We start from the raw sequence: 21,967 nt of genomic DNA on the forward strand, positions 1-21,967 counted from the left end.
CGGGAGCTCACAGGGGTCGGGGCGAGGACGGTCAGGAGCCGACCCCGGACGTGATGACACGCTCGTCGGCTGCGGCGTTCGCGGGTTCCGACGTACCAGCTGCGGGTGTCGTGCTCGAGCCCTTCGCGGGCAGGAGCGTGGCGGTCTCGACGAGGTCCCGGATGGCCGGCTCGGTCGTCGCGGGTGGTCGCGTCGGCGACGTGCTCGGTCGGTTCGGTGCCAGGTGGACAGGTCCGGACGCACCGTCTCACTCGTGTGCGGAGGTGGACGAACCAGCGCCGGGCTGCGGACCGTCGGGTCGCACGGGGGTACATCGGCCGGGGGACCGGCGTCGGCCGGCCGATGAGACCCGCGGGACCACCCCGGGCGGACGAGGCCGACGGACACGAGACCCACGCGATGTCACCGGTCACTCGGGGCCCGGAACGCGGGGTCTCCCTCCTACCCCCTCGGGCACGCCTGTCGGCGTGCGTGCCCGAGGCCGGAGGGTTCGCTGCGGACTGCACGTGCAGGGCTGTCGGCGTGCGAGCAGGAGGAGGAGCTCATCCGGACCCTCCTTCTCGGGGCCGCCGGCTCCCGGGCGGAAGGCCCGCTGTGGGACCCCCGCCGGAGGAGGGCCGTTGGTCGAGCGATGCGTGGACGGGTGCGAGGTCGACCGCGGGCCGAGGGTCGCCGCCGGGGGACCGTGGCCGAGACGAGCAGTGACCCTCGGCCATGGGGCCTCTGCGCGACATGTTCGGGTAGGTCGGTGTCCCCCCGAAGGCTCCCTCGGCATGGGTCCTCTACCGGGAGCGTCGAAGGGTGTCGTGTGGGGGGACCGGGTGGATGCGTCGCCCGACCGGGCCGAGCCGGCGCCTGAAGCTCGTCGGCCGGTCGGGGTCGCCCGTGCTCGACGCGGGGTGCTCGGCGAGGGGCTCGACGTCGCATGAGCCCGGCGGACCGCCGGAACATCTGCGGCGCCGAAGGATCCGTGCCGTTGCCGGCCCGAGGGCATGAGCCGAGACAGCACGGCACGGGGAGGCCCAGCGAGCGCTGTCCAGGCGGTGGGTAACCGGTCGGCCGTCGAGGCGTCGACATCGCACCCCAGGCGGGCGGGGGAGTGGACGCCGGGGAGCGAGCCGAGAACCACGCCGCCGTGTCCCAGGGTGGGGCCGGTGCGGCCGACCTGCGGTGGACGCGCAGGCAGCCCGCGTCGACGAAACGATCTGAGCGTCGTTGACACTGAGGCGGGCGCGTCACCGTGAGTACAGGACGGGAGGGGCCGCGCACGCGTGGATGTCGATCAGCAGCCGTGACCCAGGCGCCCCGATCGTCAAGGGTGCCGCGGTGCCGCGCGGGTGGCCACCCCGGTGTCGGGGCAGCTGGGTCCGGGCGTTCACCACCTGTTCGGAAGGCGTGCACCGTGAAGGGTTGTCCACAGGTTGTCCACCGGGGTCGTGGACATCGAAACCACGACCCTGCCTACGTCGTTTGCCCACGTCGGCCGCGCCAGGAGACAGGTTTCACGTGAAACAGGCTCGGCGGAGGAGCCCGTCGTCCCCTGGACTACCCCCATGTTGTCCACAGGGTGTCCACGGCTGCTTTGGCGTGTCGCCCGGCGGTGATGTTGGATGGCCTGGTTGTCGTGAGGAGGTTTCACGTGGACGACACCCACACCGAGTCGGTCGTGGCACGCGGGCTCGGCTTCCCACGAGCTGATGGCGTGACCAGTCCCGGACTCGGATGGCCCATGCTCGAGAGCATGAGCGCCACGCTCACGCCGTCGGTCGCAGCCGTTTCACGTGAAACGCTCGATGACGAGGCTCCTCCCATCGTCGACGGACCGAGCCCTGACCTTGGCACCGTCGGCCATGTTTCACGTGAAACCAACGGCGCGGCATCGAGCGCTGGTCCGACGACTTCGAACCGCACCACCGATGACTCCGAGGAGCGAGCCGCCATCGCTGCATCCATCCCAGGCGCCGACGCCCACACCCCTCTCGCCCAGGCGGTCGCCGAAGACGCTCGCAAACGGATCACGCTGAGTGGTCGGTCCGTGCCTCGTCCCGCCCGGACCCGTGTGCTCACGGTCGCCAACCAGAAGGGTGGCGTCGGTAAGACCACGACGACCGTCAACGTGGCCGGCGCCCTCGCTCAAGCCGGCTCGACCGTGCTCGTCGTCGACCTCGACCCCCAGGGCAACGCGAGCACGGCCCTCGGCATCGACCACCACTCGGAGGTGCCCAGCGTCTACGACGTCCTCGTCGACGGCGTGGAGATCGAGGACGTCGTCCAGCCGTGCCCCGACATCCCCAACCTCGTCTGCGCGCCCGCGACGATCGACCTCGCGGGTGCGGAGATCGAGCTCGTCTCCCTGGTCGCCCGCGAGACCCGACTGCAGAAGGCGATCGCCGGATACGTCGAGCGACGCACGGCGGCGGGGGAGCGACTCGACTACGTCCTCGTGGACTGCCCACCGAGCCTGGGGCTGCTCACGGTCAACGCGTTCGTGGCGGCCAGCGAGGTCTTCATCCCGATCCAGTGCGAGTACTACGCCCTGGAGGGTCTGTCCCAGCTGCTCAAGAACATCGAGCTGATCCGCAGCCACCTCAACCCGGCGCTGCACGTCTCGACCATCCTCCTGACGATGCACGACGCTCGGACCCGCCTGTCCGCCCAGGTCGCGGACGAGGTGCGCAGCCACTTCGGACGCGAGACGCTGCGCGCGACGGTACCGCGCAGCGTCCGGATCTCCGAGGCGCCGAGCCACGGCCAGACCGTCATGACCTACGACCCCAACAGCAGCGGGGCACTCTGCTACCTCGAGGCGGCCGTCGAGCTGGCCGAGCGGGGAGCCCCGGAGACGGAGGACAACCGATGACCGAGAAGCGACGAGCTCTCGGCCGTGGCCTCGGCGCCCTGATCCCGAGCCAGCCGTCGACCGACCGGCCGGTCGACGTGTTCTTCAAGGACCGCGAGGGCGGCCCGACCGCGGCCACCGCGGGGAGTGAACGGCCCCAGCCGACCGATGGCCCAGCCGGTCCTCCCGCCACCGGCCCCATCGAGCCGACGGAGGTCACCGGCGAGCAGCTCAAGCCGGTGCCCGGCGCCGAGTTCGCCGAGGTCCCGCTCGACGCGATCCGCCCGAACCCCCGTCAGCCGCGCACCGTCTTCGACGAGGAGGCGCTCGCCGAGCTCGTCCACTCGATCAAGGAGATCGGCGTCCTCCAGCCGGTCGTCGTCCGTCCGGTCCCCGGTGCGGGCCCGGACGACGACGTGCGGTACGAGCTCATCATGGGCGAGCGGCGCTGGCGGGCGTCGCGCGAGGCCGGCAAGGAGACCGTCCCGGCGATCGTCCGCTCCACGGAGGAGGACGACCTGCTCCGGGATGCCCTGCTCGAGAACCTGCACCGCAGCCAGCTGAACCCGCTCGAGGAAGCGGCCGCCTACCAGCAGCTGCTCGACGACTTCGGCTGCACCCAGGAAGAGCTCGCCGGCAGGATCGGCCGGTCCCGCCCGCAGATCTCCAACACGCTCCGCCTGCTGCGGCTCCCCCCGCACGTGGCTCGCCGGGTCGCGGCCGGTGTGCTCAGCGCCGGGCACGCCCGAGCACTCCTCGGGATGAGCGACGGCGCCACCATGGAGCGGATGGCCCAGCGCATCGTGGCCGAAGGGCTCAGTGTCCGGAGCGTCGAGGAGCTCGTCGCCCTGGGCCAGGACGACTCATCGCCCACCCCACGGGCCAGGCCTCGCCCGGGCGGCCGCCGGCCGCAGCTCGACGATCTCGCAGCCGACCTGTCGGACCGGCTGGACACGCGGGTACGGATCGCCCTCGGCCAGCGCAAGGGCCGGCTGACGGTGGAGTTCGCGTCGGTGGAGGACCTCAACCGCATCCTCGACACGATGCACCTCCGTACCCGCGCCGACGAGGCGGACCGAGCCGGCTGAGGTGACCTGGTCCGCGAGGCCGGGCGCCCGCGGTGGTCGGCGGCCCGGTCGGGTGGGCGTGCGGCCTGTCGGAGGCCGCAGGCGCTCGTCGGTCGCCCGCCGGCCCCAGGGCGCGACCCACGCACGAGGCGGAGTGCTGCGGCCGGCCCTGGCCACCGACGACGAACGGGCCCACCCGGGAAGGGGTGGGCCCGTTCGTCGTCGGGGCTGCTCAGCCCAGGAACTCCTCGAGCTCGCGCAGCAGGACGGGCTTGGGCTTGGCGCCGACGATCGTCTTGACGATCTCGCCCCCCTGGTAGACGTGCATCGTCGGGATGCTCGTGATGCCGAGACGTCCGGTGACACCGGGGTTCTCGTCCGTGTTGAGCTTCACGACGGAGACCTTGTCCCCGTGGTCACGGGCGATCTCCTCGAGCACCGGGGCGACCGCGCGGCACGGGCCGCACCACGGTGCCCAGAAGTCGACGAGGACCGGCTTGTCGTTCTGGACGACGTCGGTGTCGAAGGTGGCGTCGGAAGTGTTCGTGACGTCTGCCATGGGGTTCCTTTCGGGATGCCCACCGGGGGTCGGCCGGTGGGTGGTCGGGACGAGGGGTGTGGTCGGGACGGGGTGGAGTGGACGATCGGAGGTCGGCGGGGGAGGGGCCGGGTCGGTCCGGTCGGGAGTGCCCGCCCCCACCGACAGGGGCCCGTGGGTCAGTGGGCGAGGAAGCGTTCGGCGTCGAGGGCCGCAGCACAGCCGGAGCCGGCGGCGGTGATGGCCTGGCGGTACGTGCGGTCGACGAGGTCGCCGCAGGCGAAGACACCCGGGACATTGGTCTTCGAGGTACGGCCCTCGGTGAGCACGTAGCCCTCGGCGTCGAGGTCGACGACGCCCTTGACGAGCTCGTTGCGGGGGTCGTGTCCGATCGCGATGAACAGGCCCGTGACCTCGAGGTCGCTCGTCCCACCCGTCACGGTGTCGCGCAGGGTGAGGCCGGTGACCTTCTCCTCGCCGTGCACGGCGTCGACGGCGCTGTTCCACGTGAAACGCACCTTCTCGTCGGCCATCGCGCGCTCGGCCATGATCCTGCTCGCCCGCAGCTCGTCCCGCCGCACGACGACCGTGACGGAGCGGGCGAACTTCGTGAGGAAGGTGGCCTCCTCCATCGCCGAGTCCCCACCGCCGACGACGGCGATGTCTTGGTCGCGGAAGAAGAACCCGTCACAGGTGGCGCACCACGACACCCCGTGACCGGAGAGCCGCTTCTCGTCGGGGAGACCGAGCTCGCGGTATGCCGAGCCCATCGCGAGAATGACTGCGCGAGAGCGGTACTCGTTGCCCGAGCCGTCGCGGACGAGCTTGACGTCGCCCTCGAGCTCGACGTGCTCGACGTCGTCGGTGACGATCTCGGCGCCGAAGCGCTCGGCCTGGGCCCGCATGTTCTCCATGAGGTCAGGGCCCATGATGCCGTCGCGGAACCCCGGGAAGTTCTCGACCTCGGTGGTGTTCATCAACGCGCCACCGGCCGTCACGGATCCCTCGATGACGAGCGGCTCGAGGTTGGCCCGCGCCGCGTACACCGCGGCGGTCCAGCCGGCGGGGCCGGAGCCGATGATGATGACGTTGCGGACGTCGGAGGTCACGGGACACATCCCCTTGTGGTGATCGCTGGGCGGGACCGCTACATGCGGTGGTTCCTACAACCGATCCTAGGGCCGGGAATGTTCCGCCCGGACGCCGCCCCGCCGACGCGGGTTCAGGGGACCGGGACCGGGCCGGCGAGGACGTCGGGCTCGACAGCGGGGGTGCTCCCGCAGGTCGGCGCGACCGCCCAGACCGTTCGGGTGCCGTCGTCGCCGCGCGCGACGACCAGGGCGGCCGGGACGGTGTCGACGGTCGTCAGGACGACCACCACGGCGTCGGCGGGCCGGACCCCGAGTGCGGTGGAGCAGGCCCGTGCGACCACGGGGTCGGCGAGTCCGGACGCGCCGGAGCCGTCCGCCTGCTCGTTCGGCGCGACCTGCGGTTGTTCCGGCGCTGCGGCCATCCCGCCGATGAGAGAGGCCGTGGCAGGCCCGAGGTCGTCAGCGGTGACGTCCATGCCGCTCGCGACCACCTCCACACGCATCGCCTCGTCGCCGCCCAGCCGCTCGGTCGGGGCCAGGGCGCCCGACCGGTCGGCCTCGGGGCCCGTACCGGCCGACTCGTCAGAGCCTGGCTCGGGGACACCGAGCGAGGCGACCGTCCCCCCTGGACGCAGTGACTCCAGCACGACGCCCCCGACGCCCAGCGCCGCCACGACGGCCGCGGCAACCCCGACGAGCCGCCAGCGTGCCCGGCGGGGCATCGGGACGACGACGCCCTCCCCGGCCCTCGCCTCCGACGGGGCCTCCGGGGCGGACCAGCCGTCACGCAGGCGAGCCTCGTCGGCGAGGGCGGCACCGATGCGGTCGACGAGGTCCGCGGGCATGGGTGCGGGGTCGGGCAGGCTCCCGAGCAGGGCACGCATCCCCGTGGGATCGTGGTCGACCGGGTCGGTGTCGTCGTGGCGTCGGCTCACGAGCTGCTCCGGGACTGGGGGTGGACGGGCGGTCGGGCATGCTGTTCCGCGCCACGACAGGACGCGGCACGGACGTGCGGCATGAGGTAGGACGTCACGTCGCCTCCTGCGGTTCCCCGGGACCTGACGAGGTCTTCACGTCGGCTGAGGACGGCCTCAGCATCTCGGCGAGCGCCTCACGCCCGCGGAAGCACCGGGACTTCACCGTCCCTTCGGCGATCTCGAGCGCCGCGGCCGCCTCGGCGACCGACATCCCGTGCATGTCGACGAGCACGAGCGCGAGCCGCTGACCTTCGGGAAGCCGGGCGAGGGCCTCTCGGACGACGATGGCGGTCTCGGTGGACCCGTGGTGGTCGTGACGGTCGGGGAGGTCGAGCTCCCCGAGGTCCCCGGCGCGGCGCAGGGCGGTCTTCTCGCGGCGGAGGCGGTCCAGGCAGGCGTTGACGACGATGCGGTGCAGCCAGGTCGTGACCGCGGCGTCCCCGCGGTAGGCGTCGGCCCGGCGGAACGCGGACACGAAGGCCTCCTGCACGGCGTCGGCCGCGAGCTCGGGGCTGCCGCAGGTACGCATGGCGACGGCGTACATCCGGTCACGGTGGCGCCGGAAGAGCTCTCCGAAAGCCTCACCCCCGTCTCCCTCGACATGCCGGGCGAGCAGCGCCGCGTCGTCGAGCGCGCGCACCTCGTCCACGGTCCCCACGAGAGCCCTCTCAGCCGACGACGACGACCTCGTCGAGCGTGGCACGTCGCTTGCCCCGGTCGTCCGGGTAGAGGCGGGTGTACCAGACGACGATGTACTGGCCGGAGACGTCTTCCGGGACGGCGATCTCGAGGTCGCCGCTGGCTTCCTTCTCCTCGCCGACCTTCTTGGCCTCCTCGAGGGAGGCGTTCGGCCCGACGTAGACCTCGAGGTCGACCTTCTGGGGGATGGTGAGGCGCACGGCCTGTGGCTTCTTGTTCGGCCCGAGGTCGACGATGAGACCGAGGCCCTTCTTCAGGCCACCGAACTCGTCGGTGCGATAGTTCTCGCTGAACCAGCCGGTGCCCTTGTCGCCGTCGTACGTCTTCGGCGTGAGGTTGTTGTTCTCCGCGCCGTCACCGCCCGGGTCATGGGCCTCGACCTTGAGGATGGCGAGCGGCTCGGGCTCGCCACCTCCTTCGTCACCGGAGTCGCCGCCGGCACCCTGCTCGCCACCGTCGGCGGACGCGGACGGGTCGGAGGTGGGGACGGGCCCGGCGGTGGGGCCGGGGTCGCCGAGTCCGAGGTCGGTGCGCGAGCCGATCTTGCTGACGCCGACGATCCCGATGACGAGGGCGACGATGAGGAAGGCGGCGACGATGCCGAGGGCGAGCCGCGACTCGTCACGGGTCAGCGGCTCCGCCGGCACCATGGGCGCGATCGCGGCGTCCTCGTCGTCCCACTCGGCGGGCGGCTCGGCGCGCGAGGTGTCGGGGGAGAGCTCGGAGACGCGGTCGACGGCGCGGCGGGCCAGGACGGACACCCGCGAGCCGACCGTCCCGAGCGCGCCGGCGACGGCAGCGCCGGCGGCCCCGGCGCGTGCGGGTACCGGTGAGGCGCCGGTACGGGAGGCCGGGACGAGCGCGGCGGGACGACGGACGGGCAGGGAGCGGACCCCGCCGGACTGGCCCGGGCCGGATGTGGACGCACCGGATGTGGACGGGCCGGAGGAGAACCGGCCGTTCGCCGAGCCACCGTTCGCGGACGCACCGTTGGGGCCGGCGTCCGCGAGCAGGGGAGACGACGCGGCGGGGGTCGCGGCCTTCCCACCGCCCCGACCGAACGGCTCGGAGCCGGGACCGGCGAGCCACGCCGGGGGCGGCGGGCGACCGTCCGCGTCGTCGTCGGTGTCCGCGCCACCGGGCTCGTCGGCCGACTCGGTGGGCGTGGTCGGCCGGGTGGGGGAGGGCGCGGGCGCGCCGGACCCGGCCGGCGCCTCGGACGTGGGCTCCGACCGCGGCGGGTCCGCGGGGTCGGGGACGGAGTGCAGCGGCTCGAACGTCGCCGTCGCCTCGGGGTCTGACCGGTCACCGGTGCGGCGGGTGTCCGTGGAGGCGGACGCGGACGCGCCCCGACCGGCGGCTGCAGCGGCGACAGCGGCCGTGGCCCCTGCTGCTGCCCCGAGGGCTCCACGGCCGGCGGCGGCGGTGGCTGCCGTGGCCCTCCGGGCCTGTGTGCCGGCCTTCCGCGCGGCCGACCCGGTCTTCCTCGCCGCACCGCTCGTGGGCTCGCGGTCGTCGTTCGCGGCGCTGACGGCGGGCAGGGTGGCGGTGCTCGAGGTCGTCCCCTCGGCGTCCGGACGTGCGCCGTCGGCGTCCTCCGCCGTCGTCGGCCCCTCCACGGGCCCGGTCGCGGGTGCCGGCTCGGGGGTGGTCCGGGTGGGGGTGGTCCGGGTGGGGGTGACGGGGCGGCCGAGGACCTGGCGGGAGGGCCACGGTGCGACCTGGCGTGCGTAGTCGCCCGGGCTCGTGGGGCCCTGGTCCTCGTTGAGCGTCAGACGGCAGAGGGCATCGAGGTCACGCGGCACGCCCGCGGCGATCTCGGACGGCGACGCGACGCCGCCGGGGACGCGGGGAGCGGACGTGAGACCACCCGACCCCGCGGCGAGCGGCCAGAGACCGGTGAGACCCGCGTAGGCGAGGGCGACGACGCCGACGGCGTCCTGCCGCGCGGCCTCCTCGCCGTCGCGGCCCTCCTGGCCCGCGCGGACGGCGGCGAGCTCGATACCTCGCAGCCGGACCTCGCCGTCCGTGCTCCGCAGGACGTCCTCGGGGGTGAGGTCGAGGTGGTGCAGGCCGCGCTGCCGGGCGGTCTCGAGGGCGGAGGCGACCTCGCCGGTGACGCGGCGCACCTCGTCCCCGGGCATCCCGCCGTCGGTGACGAGGGAGGTCAGCGTGCGGGCGTCGCCGAGGTCCTCCTCGACGACATAGGCGACCTCGCCGTCCTCGCCGACGTCGAGGACACGGACGAGGACGGGGTGTGCGACGGACCCGGCGCGACGAGCGGCATCGAGGAACGCCGGCGCCCGGTGGTCCTCCCGGGAGATGACGAGGAGGGAGACCGTGCGCCCGAGCGTCGTGTCGTCGGCGGTCCAGCGCTCGACGTCGCGCTCCTGGGCAAGGCGACGGTGCACCGTGTAGCGACCCCCGAGGACGGTGCCGGGACCCACACCTTTCACCGGCTCCTCCTTCCGGTCGCGTGTCATGCTCGCCCCGCGCCCCGACGGCGCAGGTCAACCCATCGTAGGGGGTTGCTCAGGCCCGGCGGAGACCGCGCACCCGGCGAAGCACGGGGCCCAGCAGCCGGCCGACCTCCTCGACACCGAGGAGATGCGCCACGCCCCACGTGACGGCGACCTCGACGACGCCTGCCGTACCGAGGACCAGCACCCCCGTGACGAACGTGCCGATGCCGCGCTCGACCCCGAAGTCGGGGAAGAGCGCGCGGATGACGAGGCCCAGCACGACGGCCGTGACGACGGCCGGCACACCGACCCGCAGGTACACCGACCCGGCGCCGCGGAGCCCGATGTGCCCGTGCTGGCGGCGCAGGACGGCCCATCCGACGGCGGCACCGACGACGTACGCGAAGGTCTGGCCGAAGGCGAGGACGGTGGCGGTGCGCTGCGGCGGCAGGGTGGCGGCGAACGCGGCGACCGTCATCGACAGGCCGGTGACGACGCACTGCGTGCGGAACGACCAGAACGTCTGCTGCTGCGCGTAGAACACCCGGTCGTTGAGGTACACCCAGCCGAGCGGGACGACGCCGCCGAAGAGCCCGACGAGCACGGAGGCGATGGCCTCGGTGTCGGTGAGCGGGTTCTCGAAGAAGAAGGTGGCCGTGACGAGCGGCACCGTGGCGAGGACGAGCGCGGCGACGGGCAGCAGCAGGGGAGCGGGCATCCGTAGCCCCTGCTCGTGGTGCCGCATCACCGAGGCGTGGTCGTCGCGGCTCGCCGCCTCGGAGAGCTGGGTGTACAGCGCGGTGACGAGCGAGACGGTGACGATGCCGTGCGGGAGCATGAGCAGCAGCTGGGCGGGGTTGAAGGCCGCGATACCGGCGGCGCCCTGGATGCCGGCGTCGTCGGCGCGGCTCGCGGCGTTGGTGAGCACCTTCGTCGTGACCCAGTACCCGACCTGGACGACGACGATCGACCCGAAGCTCCACTTGGCGACGTCCGACACGGCCTCGAAGCCGTGCCCGCGCAGGCCCCACCGTGGGCGGTACCGGAAGCCCATCCGGCGCAGTGGCACGACGAGCGCGGCCGCCTGCACCGCGATCGAGATCGTCGCCGTACCGGCGAGGATGAGAACCATCCGCGGCGTCCAGGCGCCGGGGTCGACCCGCACGGGGAGGTCCTCGGCGAGGAACCAGAGCAGCCCGCCGATGGCGACGAGGTTGGCGGCGAGCGGCGCCCACGTGAAGGCCGCGAAACGGCCGTTCGCGTTGAGCACCTGGCCGAAGATCGTGTACAGCCCGTAGAAGAGGACCTGCGGAACACAGATGAACGCGAAGACGGTGGCGAGCTTGAGGGCGCCGGCGTCCGTCGTGTCGAAGTAGAGCCGGACGAGCAGGGGGGAGAGCGCGGTGAGCACGACCGCCGCGACGGCGAACAGCGCGATGGCCGCGGTGATGAGCCGGTTGACGAAGTCCTCGCCGGCGTCGGGGCGGGTACGGGCCCGGATGATCTGCGGGACGAGGACGGCGTTCAGCGTGCCGCCCGCGAGGAGCAGGTAGAGGCTGTTCGGCAGGGTGTTCGCGACGGTGAACGCCTCCGCCGCGAGGCCGGTGCCGCCGATGACGGAGGTCAGGAGCAGCGCCCGGAGCATCCCCGCGAGCCTGCTGCTCAACGTGCCTGCTGCCATGACCGCCCCGGAGCGTCCGACGCTCTGGGCCGGCGCGCTCACCCCGAGTCCCCCGCGAGCCGCTGCCAGGCGAGCCGAGCGATCCGCCGCTCGTTGGGGAAGGTGAGGTGCCGGTGCGCGTCCTCGAGCGCGAACCAGGCGACGTCGATGGCCTCGTGGTCGGGGTCGTTCTCGATCGTCAGGATCCCGCCGGTGGCCTCGAGGAGGTAGTGGTGCACGTACTTGTGGATGCGCCGGTCGCCGGCGGCGAACCAGTAGTCGATGGTGCCGAGCTCGATGAGGACACGGCCCTCGATGCCGGTCTCCTCCGCGACCTCCCGGACGGCCGTCTCGGGGAGGGTCTCCTCGCCCTCGATGTGGCCCTTCGGAAGGCACCACTCGACCCGCCCGGCCCGGTTGCGACGGGCGATGACGGCGATCCGCGCGCGCCCTTCGTGGACGTCGACGACGACGCCGCCCGCGCTGCGTTCCTCGACCGCCGGGAGCCGCCGGGCCGGAGCCCCGGTCGGATCGGCAGCGGCGTGGCTCATCCGCTCACTGTAACCGCCGGGCCGTCGACGGACGGGGCGTGCGGGGCCGATCGCAGGCCCGTCGTCGCGGCTCCGCAGGCGGCCGGCAGCCCTCGCGGAGGACCGTAAAGGTTTCGTAAACCATGCCCTCGACACGGGTGCACGAAGACGTCGGTTCCGCCAGACTCTCGCATGGCGTCGAGGGCCCGTGCCCTCGTGACGCCCATGGCGTACCGGTCGGCGCCATGTGGACGAGGGGTGTCGGGGAGCTGGTCGGTCGTGGGGTTCAGGCGGTTCGTGGTGGTGGCGCTGACCGCGCCTCTGGTCGTCGTGGGAGCGGTCCCTGCCTCCGCGGCCCTCGCACCGACCGTTGCCTCTGCCGTCGCGGGGCCGTCCGTCGCATCGGTCGACGACCAGGAGGTGACCGAGCCGCCGACGGTGGGCTCGGTGTCGCCGAGGAAGGGCGCCGCCGGCACGACCGTGACCGTCGTGGGCTCCGGTTTCGCCACCGACCCTGACGCCAACCACGTGACCCTCAACGGTCATGACGTCGAGGTCACGGAGGCGTCGGCGTCGTCGCTCTCACTGGTCGTCCCGGAGTCGGCCACGTCGGGGCGGTTCGTCGTCGAGACGCCGACGGGGTCGGTGCGCACGAACGACTTCGTCGTCCCGCCGGCGGGCGCGACGGTCGAGCACGTCGCGGGCGTGGCACGGCTCGAGCCGGGCGGGGCCGCGGAGACGATCACGATCCCCGAGCGGGACGACGTCGGGATGTTCCTCTTCGACGGATCCCCGGGGCAGAGCATCAGCGCGCTCTTGTCGGAAGGCACCATCGGGTCCTCCCCGTGCTGCGCGTTCAACCTCTCGGTGACCGCACCCTCGGGTGCGGTGCTCATGTCGCCGAACTTCCGACCCACCGTCGGCACGTTCATCGAGCCCATCACGCTCGCCGAGGCGGGCACGTACAGCATCGTCGTCGATCCTGTCGGATCGTCCACAGGCTCGATGACCGGCACGGTCTTCGACATACCGGAGGACTCCGAAAGCGACATCGAGCCCGGGGGTGAGCCGGCGACGCTCACGACGACTGTTCCCGGCCAGCGTGCGCTGGCGAGGTTCACCGGCACAGCAGGCCAGCGGGTCAGTCTCAGCACCGCTCCGGCGACGTTCGGGACCTCGTCGTGCTGCGATGCCGTCCTCGCGATCGTCGGACCGGCGGGGACGGCAGTCCTGGGGCCGACATCGGTGGGCGTCCACGCCCAGTTCAACGGGCCCGTCACTCTTGGAACGAGTGGCGAGTACACCGTGTCGGTCGATCCTCGATCGCACTTGACCGGCAGCGTGGAGCTGACTCTCCATGACCTCCCCCCTGACCCGAGGTACACCCTGGAGGTCGGCGGTGAGCCGGTCGAGGTCGTCACGGAGGCTCCGGGTCAGGACGCGGTCGTGGCATTCACCGCGAAGCAGGGGGACCGGGTCGCGTTCCGCTTGAAGGACGTCACCTTCTACCCGTCGGCGTGCTGTGCGATGGACTTCTCCTTGCGCTCTCCCGATGGCGTGACGATCTCGGGGCCGTCCGCCGTCGGCCCGGGGTACCGCTACGTCGAGCACATGACCATGCCATCCGACGGCATCTACGAGGTGGTCCTGGACCCTCGGCACGACAGCACGGGGCACGCGACGGTCGAGGCACTCGTCGTTCCCGACGACCAGGTCCTCGGCGTGGAAGCGGACGGCACCAAGGCAGTGGTGGAGACCACCGGTCCTGGCCAGAACGCCGTCGTGGAGTTCGACGCGGAGGCGAACTCCACCGTCACCGCGATCCTCAGCGACGTGGCCCTGGGGACGAGCGGATGCTGTGACGCCAGGTACGGCATCACCGGGCCGGACGGCCGCTACGTCGTCTCCCCGTGGTGGTTCGACAGCAGGGGAGCCTTCATCGACCAGACGGTCCTGCCGGCCACCGGGCGCTACCGCTTCACCATCGACCCGAACGGCGAGAACACTGGGGTCGCGACGTTGCAGGTCTTCACCATCGGGTCCGAGATGACCAAGGAGGTCGTGCCGGGTGGCGACGCCGTCGAGCTGAGGACGACCATCCCGGGCCAGAACGCCCATGCCACGTTCGTGGGTGCCGCCACTCAGCGGGTATCGGTGCAGGTCAGCGGTAGCACGTTCGACGGGTGTACCTGGTGTGGGGCCCATCTGCGCGTCAAGGATCCCTCGGGGCAGTTCCTGGTCAACTCGACGCTCTTCGGGACCAACGGAGTCTCGAGCGACGTCGTCCTGCCGACGGACGGCACGTACACGATCGACATCGACCCAGAGGCGACGCGAACTGGCACGGTGCTCGTCAAGGTGACGTCCGGTCCGAGCGCTCCGGGTATCACCAGCACGACGCACCCCGACCCGGACCTGGCGTATGCAGATGGTGACTTCGCCGCGACGTGGGCTCCGGGAGCCGGCGGCGAGGTCGTCGGCTGGTCCGTGGTCGTTGACGACGAACCGGGCACGGTGCCGGACGAGTCCGTCTCACAGACCGAGGCCGAAATGTCGACGACCGTTGGCGAAGGCCAGTGGTACCTGCATGTCCGGGGCATCGACGACGCCGGCTTCGGGGGGGCCACCGCCCACTTCCCGTTCCGCTACGACGTGACGGGACCCCCGGCACCTGAGATCGAGAGCTCCTCCCACCCCGACCCCGAGGCCTTCTACAACGAGACCCGGCTCGTCGCCTCATGGGACGAGCCGGCCGACCCGAGCGGGATCGCGGGGTACGCGGTCGTGGTCGACGACGCACCCGGGACCGTGCCGGGCGAGGCGGTGACGCAGACGGAGAGGTCGCTGGAGCTCGAGCTCGACGAGGGGCTGCACTACGTGCACGTCCGCGCCGTCGACGGGGCGGGGTACTGGGGGGAGACGGCGACCTTCGGCGTCCGGGTCGACACCACCGGGCCGGGGGCTCCCGAGGTGACGAGCAGCACGCACCCGGACCCTGACACGACGTACACCTCGACCGCGCTCGTCGCCGCCTGGGACGAGCCCACGGACGTGGCGGGCATCGAGGGCTACGCGGTGGTGCTCGACAAGGAGGAGGGCACCGAGCCCCGGAACGCTGTCACTCAGACCGAGCGGTCGTACTCGACGACCGTGGGCGGCGGGGTCTGGTACCTGCACGTGAGAGCGGTGGACTCCGCAGGCAACGCGGGGGAGACGGCGCACCTGCGGGTCAACGTGGACGACGCGGACGGTGCCGGGCCCACGATGGTTCCGGGATACATCGAGGAGGACACGGTCTGGGGCCCGCAAGGGTCTCCCTATGTCATCGACCGCACTGCAGTTCGACCGAACGCCTCTCTGACGATCCTGCCGGGGACGGTCGTCAAGTTCACACGACCGGACAGGATCAGCGCCCTGGAGGCCGACGGCCAGCTGCTCGTCCTCGGGAGCCCCACCCGTCCCGTGGTCTTCACGTCCTTCAAGGACGACACCGCCGGAGGCGACACGAACGGCGACGGCAGCGCCAGCGCGCCGGGGCGCGGCGACTGGCGGACCATCAGCGTCTCCGGGGGCGGAGACCCGTTCACGCTGGGCGGGCAGCGCCCGGTGAGCGTCATCGACCACGCGGACATCCGTTACGGGGGCTGGGGCTCCGGCATCATGCTGTGCAGCGGCGGCTCGCAGGTCAGCGTCGGGGCGAGCGCCCGGGCCGTCGTCTCGAACTCGCGGTTCCGCGACTCCCAATACAACAGCATCACGGGGGGCGGCTCGGAGGGGTTCCTGGGCATCTACGGGAACTCTTTCGAGTCGGGCAACTGCGGGGTCAACCTGCGGGCCGGCGACGTCGTCGGGAACGTCTTCGAAGACAACTTCGGGGAGTACGCGTTCTTCTCCAACTCCCCGTACGACCTGCGCTTCCAGCGCAACGTCGTGCACGGCGGAAGTCTCGTCATCGGGGCGGCCCCCACCCGTGAGCAGGCCGACGTCCGGTTCAACTCGTTCTACGGCAAGACGTGGGACTGGCCCGCAGCGGACCAGGACCTCACCGACTACTCCCTCAACTGGTGGGGGTACGACCTCAACGCCGAGGTGCTGCCGGAGTGCATGCACATCGACGCCGTCAATGCCCACAACCCACCGTTGGACGCGCCGGGGACGGTCGAGTGCATCCAGCAGGGGAAGGACCTCGTCCATCCGCAGGGGTACTTCACCGAGGTCAAGCCCGCGCTGAGCTCACCGCCGGCGTCACTGCCGATGAGCGTCCGCGAGGCGAGCTCGCCTCGGGTCGGTCCGGTCAACGCGTACTCCGGCGCGCTGACGTACAGCATCGAGGACCTGGCCCTCGAGGACGCCGGCAAGCTGATCAGCGCCGTCCGCACCTACCGCAGCGACCGACCGGCCGGCTCCGAGCTCGGCCCGGGATGGTTCACCGCCTTCGACGAGAAGCTCTCGACGAACGACAGCACGAGCATCATGGCGACGGCCACGGGGGACCTCACCTTCACGGACGACCCCGCGGCGGGCGTCGTCCCGACGGCGGGTGTCTCCGCGGACTTCACGACCGGAGAGGACGGCAGTGCGGTCACGACGACGGACCGGACGACCTACCGGTTCGACGCGAACGGCGAGCTGTCCGGGATGCTGCTCGGCGACCCGGGGCACGAGGTCGACGTCGACCGTGCGGACGGGAAGCTCAGCCGGGTAACCGGTTCATCGGGGCGGTCGATCACCTACGAACGCGCCGACGGTCACCTGCGGACGATGCGTGACTCCACCGGACGCGAGGTGACGTACACCTACGAGGACGGCCGGGTGGTCACGGCCACGGGTGTCGACGGCAGGACGACGACGTACTCGTACGACCCGGACGGTCGACTCACGAAGGTCACCGCACCGAGTGGGGCCGAGCAGCTGGCCGTCCACTACGACTCGTCCGGACGCGTTGACTGGGTCGAGGAGGCCGGCTCGGGCCGCTCCGAGCTGACGTACGACCCGGAGGGGCAGCGAACACTCGTGAAGCGGGCCGACGGCAGCACGCTCGAGCTCCTCTACGACGAGTACGGGCGCAGCGTGCAGGAACGGGTGCGCGGGGGTGCCGGCACGCACACCGTCTACGACGGTGAAGGTCGCGCCGTCGTCTCGGTGGCCGGTGTGCCGTCGAAGCCGATGACCCGCTACAGCGCGGCTGCCACGGCGACCCTGTTCGACGACCGCGGCGACCCCGTGCTCGAGGTCGACCCGGTCGGTCGCAGCACTGCGACCACCTTCACCGCTGCGCACAAGCCGCTCGTGACGAAGCGGCCGGACGGCTCCACCATCGTGCGCACGTACGACGACGACGGCCGCCTGGACACCGTGAAGGACGCCGAGGGCCACGTCCAGGAGTTCACGTACAACGACCGCGGACAGGTCACCTCCGCGAAGGACCCGGTGGGTCGGACGTCCACGCTGACGTACGAGGACGACGGCGACCTGGAGAAGGTCGTCGACGTCCACGGCGGCACGACGGGCATCACCAACGACGACCTCGGCCGGCCGGTGTCGGTCACGACGGCGGACGGCGCGGTGCGGCGTTCGACGTACACCCCGTGGGGGGCGGTCCGCACCGAGACCGCACCCCGCGGAGGGGTCACGACATCGGTGTACGACGCCGACCGCGCCCTGGTGCGGGTCACCGACGCCGAGGACGGGGTCACCCGGATCACCCGGGACGACGCCGGCCGGGTGGTGGCGTCCACCGACCCCGCAGGTGGGACGACGAAGGTCGAGTACGACGCGGTCGGCCGGGTCGCGAAGGTGACCGACGCCCGGGGCCACGCGTACGCCCGGGCCTACACCGTGGACGGGTTCGTGCGGTCGACGACCGCGCCCGACGGTGCACGCACGACGATCGACACGGACCCACTCGGACGCCCCGTGCGGGTGACCGACCCGCTGGACAACGTCACCCAGTACACGCTCGACCGCACCGGCCGGTTGCTCCGGCGGGAGGCCCCCGACGGTGCGGTCCACCGGTACGCCCTCGACGCCCTGGGCCGGGTGACGGCGTACACCGCGCCGGACAGTGGGGTGTGGAAGACCTCGTACAGCCCGAACGGGAAAGTCACGTCGTCGACGGACCCGCTCTCGCGCACCGTCACCCGGAGCTACGACCCGGTCGGGCGGCCGACGCGGGTCGTCGACGCGGCCGGGGTCGCGACGGACACCACCTATGACGACGACGCCCGGCAGGCCAGGACGACCGATGCACTGGGCTTGGTCGGCAGGGTGACCCTCGACCGGATGGGCCGCGTCGTCGTCGAGGCCGACGGCAGCGGTGCCGAGACGAGGACCGCCTACGACGCCGACGGGAACGTCGCGACCGTGACCGACCCGGACGGGGGTGTCGAGCGTTTCGACTACGACCTGGCCGGTCGTCTGGTCGAGCAGACGGACGGCGAAGGCCGCACCACGACACTGACCCTGGACGATGCGGGCCGGGCCGTGCAGGCCCACCTCGGGGACGGGTCGGCGGAGGCCTACGCGTACGACGAGAACGGCAACCTCGCGTCGAGGACGGACGGCGAGGACCACACCTGGAGCTTCACCTACGACGAGGCGAACCGGCTGCTCACGGAGACGGACCCGCTGGAGCACGTCACCTCGTACGTCTACGACGCCGCTGGACGGACGACGAAGGCCACCGACCCGACCGGGGTGTCCAGAGGATGGCGCTACGACGCCGAGCACCGGGTGACCGCCGAGGTCGACGGTGCCGGCGAGGCCTGGACCTCCACCTACGACCTCGCCGGCAACCTGACCGGGACCCGCGACCCCGCCGGTGTGACGCGGGCGTTCACGTACGACCGGGCCGGTCAGCTCCTCCGGGACTCCGGCGGGCCCACAGGTCTCGTGCAGTACACGTACGACGAGGCGGGCCGGATGGCCACTCGGAAGGACGCGCGGAACCAGACGCGGACGTTCGAGTACGACATCCGGTCCCGTCCGACGGCGACCGTCGACGAGCTCGGCCAGCGAAGCGAGGTGGCCGTCGACCTTGCCGGGCGGGTCACGAGGACGACGAGCCCGAGCGGGCGGGTCGAGTCCTGGGAGTACACGCCCGCGGGCAGGCTCAAGGGTGCCGTGAACGGCGCCGGCGAGAAGAGCGTCTACGGCTACGACGCCTCGGGCCTCCTCGGCAGCGTGACGAACCCTGCGGGCCACGAGTGGCGCTTCACCTACGACACTGCGGGCCGGATGGCCACGCAGAAGACGCCGACCGGGGCCGTGACGAGCTTCGGCTACGACGACGCGGGCCGGTTGAAGACCAAGAACCTGCCCTCCGGCGACACCGTCACGTCGGTGTGGGACGCCGCGGGGCGCCTGCGGTCCGAGGCCGGCTCGGGCATCACGCGGTCCTTCGAGCGTGACGCCGCCGGGCGGCTGACGGAGGCGTCCGCGGGCGGTGTCACGACGAGCCTGACGTACAACGGACGCGGCCTGCTGCGGTCGACGACCGACGACCTGGGGGCCACGACGTACGAGTACGACGCGGCACAGCGGCTCTCGGAGACGACGCTCGCGTCCGGCTCCACCGACCGGTTCACCTACGACAGCCACGGACGGCTCGGCTCGGTACGGGGCAGCACCAACTTCGACAACGTCTACGACGACCTGGGGCGCGTCGTCCAGCGCACGGCCGTCGGGCCGACGCGGGGTGACAACCACGAGTTCCGGACGTTCGACAAGCTGGGTCGGCTCACGGGGAAGCGGGACTTCTCGAGGCGGTACGAAACCGCCGTCACGTACACCGCCGACTCGCAGATCAAGACGCTCTCCCAGGTCGCCCCGGGCAACGACGCGTCGAACAGCACGTCCTACGAGTACGACGACGCGGGCCGGCTCGTGGCCGAAGCCGTGACTCCGACCGACGGGGCGACGAGCACCACTCGGTACGGCTGGGACGCCGCATCCAACCGGGCGTCCGTCACCCTCCCCGACGGGTCCACCGTGGAGTCCACGTACGACGACGACGGCGTCCTTCTCGGGTCGAGCGACGGGACGCAGGTCGACCACGACGCGAACGGCAACATCATCGGCGTCACGGGCCCGAGCGGGCCTCGGTCGTACGAGTACGACGCCTTCGGGCAGCTGACGGCGGCCACTGTCGGCGGCACGGAGGTCGGGTACACCAACGACGCGCTCGGACGCCTCGCGGTGACGTCCCAGGGCACGGCGACCTCTCGGGTCGGGTACGTGGGGTCCACCGACCTGGTCGCCTCGTACGAGGACGCGCAGGGCGTCGCGACCCTGATGTCGCGTGACCCGGCGGGTGAGCTGCTGGCACAGGAGACAGTCGGAGGGTCGACGAGCAAGGTGGTGTCGAGCGTCCACGGCGACGTCGGGGCGGTCCTCGGCGAGCGGGACACCTCCTCGGCGTCGAACGTCTACACGGCGTTCGGGCAGGCCTCCACGGCGGGTGAGATGCCGTCGCCACTCGGCTTCCAGTCGATGGTGACCGACGAGGTCACGGGCCTGGTCGACATGGGCTTCCGCAGCTACGACCCGACGACGGGGCGGTTCACCGCGCCGGACGACGTGGTCGGTGCGCTGGGTTCGCCGGTGACGTTGAACCGGTACACGTACGCCAACGCCGACCCGCTCAACTACTTCGACCCGGACGGCCACTGGGGCTGGAGCGACGTGAAGAAGCTGAGTCAGAGTGCCCTTGGGCGGATCTCGGACGGGAAGGACAGCGTGACCTCTGCGTTGTCCGGGGCGTGGGAGTCGTTCCGGACCGATGCCGGGCGCGGATGGCGGCAGCTGAAGAACGACGTCCAGAACTCTGCGGCGTATCGCCAGGCGCGCAGCTCGTTCCGTGACGCGCCGCAGGTCGCGAACCGGTATGCGCCGGTGGTGATGAGCAAGGTCGCGCAGATGGATGGGCACGACTTGCTGGGCGCCGTCGGCCTGTTCCCGTTCGCCGGTGAGGCCGCGGATGCGGTCAACGCGGTGTGGTACGCGTCGGAGGGGGACTACGCGAACGCGGGGTTGTCGGCTGCGGCGACTTTGCCTTTCGTCGGGTGGGGTGCGACGGGCGGGAAGTTCTTGTGGAAGTCGGCTCGTGCTGAGCGGCGGGTCGCGGGTGTGGAGCGGTACTCGGTGCGGTCGGGGCTGGATCCGCCGGTGTCGGGGGGTCGTCCGGCGGCGCGTGTGGAGGGTTCGCCGGGGCGTGCCCCTGGCCCGAGCAACGCGTCGGCTGCGGCAGAGACCCCAACCTCGCTACCCTCAACCCATGCCGCAAACGGCGCAGAGGACGCTGCGGGGATTGTCTACCGCCGCACGGATCTGATGGGTGGGAAGCCGTACATCGGCCAGGCCAAGAACGACGCACGGTACATCGTTCGACAGTCGGAGCATGCCAGGGCGCATCCTGATGCGGACTTCGAGTTCGAGATCATCGGCCGGGCGGAGCCGGGCGCTCAGTTGGATCGGATGGAGGAGTTCTACATCCGGCGCGGTGGCGGCCCGACGAACTTGAGCAATCCAGACGGTGGACTGTCGAACTGGCGCCATCAAATGAACGACTCGCGCTATCTCGGAGCTGGAGGGGACCTTTGGTAGCCAAGCGACCTCAGGTAGGTGACGTCTTCACCATCCCTACCGGTGACGGCAGGGCCGGCATCGGCCAAGTCGTTGCGACCTATGGGAAGGACGCCTACTTCTTGGCTGTCTTTGAGCGCGTTGTCCCTGAGGGCGATAGCTCGTCGGCGGCCACTGAAGCTCTTTCGGGCGTGGTCCGGTTCCTGGCTCTCTCTCTGGATGCCAAGTTCCACGCCGGCCACTGGCCGATCGTCACTCAAGCGCCGGTTCGTGCAGACCTGCCGCTTCCGGCCTACAAGGAGGCTGTTACGACGGCCGACCACATCGACGTTGTCGACTACTCCGGGACGAGGCGACGTAGGGCCAGCAGGGATGAGGCCGCGCTCCTGTCGAACCGTAAGGTCGTAGCGCCCGTGCGACTGGAGCGTGCGCTTCGGGCGAGTTTGGGCCTTGAGCCGTGGTTGGAAGCCTTCGATGACCTCAGACCGCACGGGATCACCACACGGGAGGCGTTCGCCTGAC

11 protein-coding genes are annotated in these 21,967 nt (G+C 71.6%); 4 read left to right on the top strand and 7 right to left on the bottom strand.

Annotated features, from left to right (window positions below):
• Nucleotides 1–1,741 precede the first annotated feature (1,741 nt).
• Both JQN72_RS04375 and JQN72_RS04380 read left to right on the top strand, forming a co-directional pair.
• Entirely contained in the window at nucleotides 1,742–2,860 is a 1,119-nt protein-coding gene (locus JQN72_RS04375) for a ParA family protein (protein ID WP_374190871.1), read from the top strand.
• Nucleotides 2,857–3,927: a ParB/RepB/Spo0J family partition protein gene (locus JQN72_RS04380; protein ID WP_204133943.1), complete on the top strand. Its 1,071-nt coding sequence runs from the start codon at nucleotides 2,857–2,859 to the stop codon at nucleotides 3,925–3,927. The genes JQN72_RS04375 and JQN72_RS04380 overlap by 4 nt, the downstream gene beginning before the upstream one ends.
• Nucleotides 3,928–4,138: 211 nt before the next feature.
• On the opposite strand, the gene trxA is transcribed toward JQN72_RS04380, so the two are convergent.
• From trxA to JQN72_RS04415, 7 genes are all read right to left on the bottom strand, one after another.
• Nucleotides 4,139–4,465, bottom strand: coding sequence for a thioredoxin (trxA, locus tag JQN72_RS04385; RefSeq protein ID WP_204133944.1), 327 nt, complete (start codon nucleotides 4,463–4,465; stop codon nucleotides 4,139–4,141).
• A gap of 158 nt (nucleotides 4,466–4,623) precedes the next feature.
• Nucleotides 4,624–5,562, bottom strand: coding sequence for a thioredoxin-disulfide reductase (gene trxB, locus JQN72_RS04390; RefSeq protein WP_204133945.1), 939 nt, complete (start codon nucleotides 5,560–5,562; stop codon nucleotides 4,624–4,626).
• A gap of 104 nt (nucleotides 5,563–5,666) precedes the next feature.
• Complete coding sequence (locus JQN72_RS04395) at nucleotides 5,667–6,470, bottom strand: hypothetical protein (protein ID WP_204133946.1); 804 nt, start codon at nucleotides 6,468–6,470, stop codon at nucleotides 5,667–5,669.
• A 94-nt stretch (nucleotides 6,471–6,564) separates the two neighbouring features.
• Entirely contained in the window at nucleotides 6,565–7,161 is a 597-nt protein-coding gene (gene sigM, locus JQN72_RS04400) for an RNA polymerase sigma factor SigM (protein ID WP_204133947.1), read from the bottom strand.
• A 19-nt stretch (nucleotides 7,162–7,180) separates the two neighbouring features.
• A complete protein-coding gene (locus JQN72_RS04405) occupies nucleotides 7,181–9,667 on the bottom strand; it encodes a protein kinase family protein (protein WP_204133948.1) in 2,487 nt (828 codons plus the stop codon).
• Nucleotides 9,668–9,743: 76 nt separating this feature from the next.
• On the bottom strand, nucleotides 9,744–11,396 hold the full coding sequence (murJ, locus tag JQN72_RS04410) for a murein biosynthesis integral membrane protein MurJ (protein ID WP_204133949.1): 1,653 nt from the start codon (nucleotides 11,394–11,396) through the stop codon (nucleotides 9,744–9,746).
• The gene (locus JQN72_RS04415; protein WP_204133950.1) at nucleotides 11,393–11,884 is read right to left on the bottom strand and encodes an NUDIX hydrolase; all 492 of its coding nucleotides are present in this window, start codon (nucleotides 11,882–11,884) and stop codon (nucleotides 11,393–11,395) included. Before JQN72_RS04415 ends, murJ begins: the two co-directional genes overlap by 4 nt.
• 399 nt (nucleotides 11,885–12,283) lie before the next feature.
• On the opposite strand from JQN72_RS04415, the gene JQN72_RS04420 reads away from it, so the two are divergent.
• Nucleotides 12,284–21,466: an RHS repeat-associated core domain-containing protein gene (locus JQN72_RS04420; protein ID WP_204133951.1), complete on the top strand. Its 9,183-nt coding sequence runs from the start codon at nucleotides 12,284–12,286 to the stop codon at nucleotides 21,464–21,466.
• Entirely contained in the window at nucleotides 21,460–21,966 is a 507-nt protein-coding gene (locus JQN72_RS04425; protein ID WP_204133952.1) for a hypothetical protein, read from the top strand. Before JQN72_RS04420 ends, JQN72_RS04425 begins: the two co-directional genes overlap by 7 nt.
• The last annotated feature ends 1 nt before the right edge of the window (nucleotide 21,967 follow it).

The organism is Phycicoccus sp. CSK15P-2 (genome assembly GCF_016888005.1).
Lineage (GTDB): Bacteria > Actinomycetota > Actinomycetes > Actinomycetales > Dermatophilaceae > Phycicoccus.

What these genes read in the sequence shown, in the direction of transcription:
- JQN72_RS04415 (WP_204133950.1), bottom strand. Translation starts at nt 11,884, where the DNA reads ATGAGCCACGCCGCTGCCGATCCGACCGGGGCTCCGGCCCGGCGGCTC.
- trxA (WP_204133944.1), bottom strand. Translation starts at nt 4,465, where the DNA reads ATGGCAGACGTCACGAACACTTCCGACGCCACCTTCGACACCGACGTC.
- trxB (WP_204133945.1), bottom strand. Translation starts at nt 5,562, where the DNA reads ATGTGTCCCGTGACCTCCGACGTCCGCAACGTCATCATCATCGGCTCC.
- JQN72_RS04375 (WP_374190871.1), top strand. Translation starts at nt 1,742, where the DNA reads ATGAGCGCCACGCTCACGCCGTCGGTCGCAGCCGTTTCACGTGAAACG.
- JQN72_RS04380 (WP_204133943.1), top strand. Translation starts at nt 2,857, where the DNA reads ATGACCGAGAAGCGACGAGCTCTCGGCCGTGGCCTCGGCGCCCTGATC.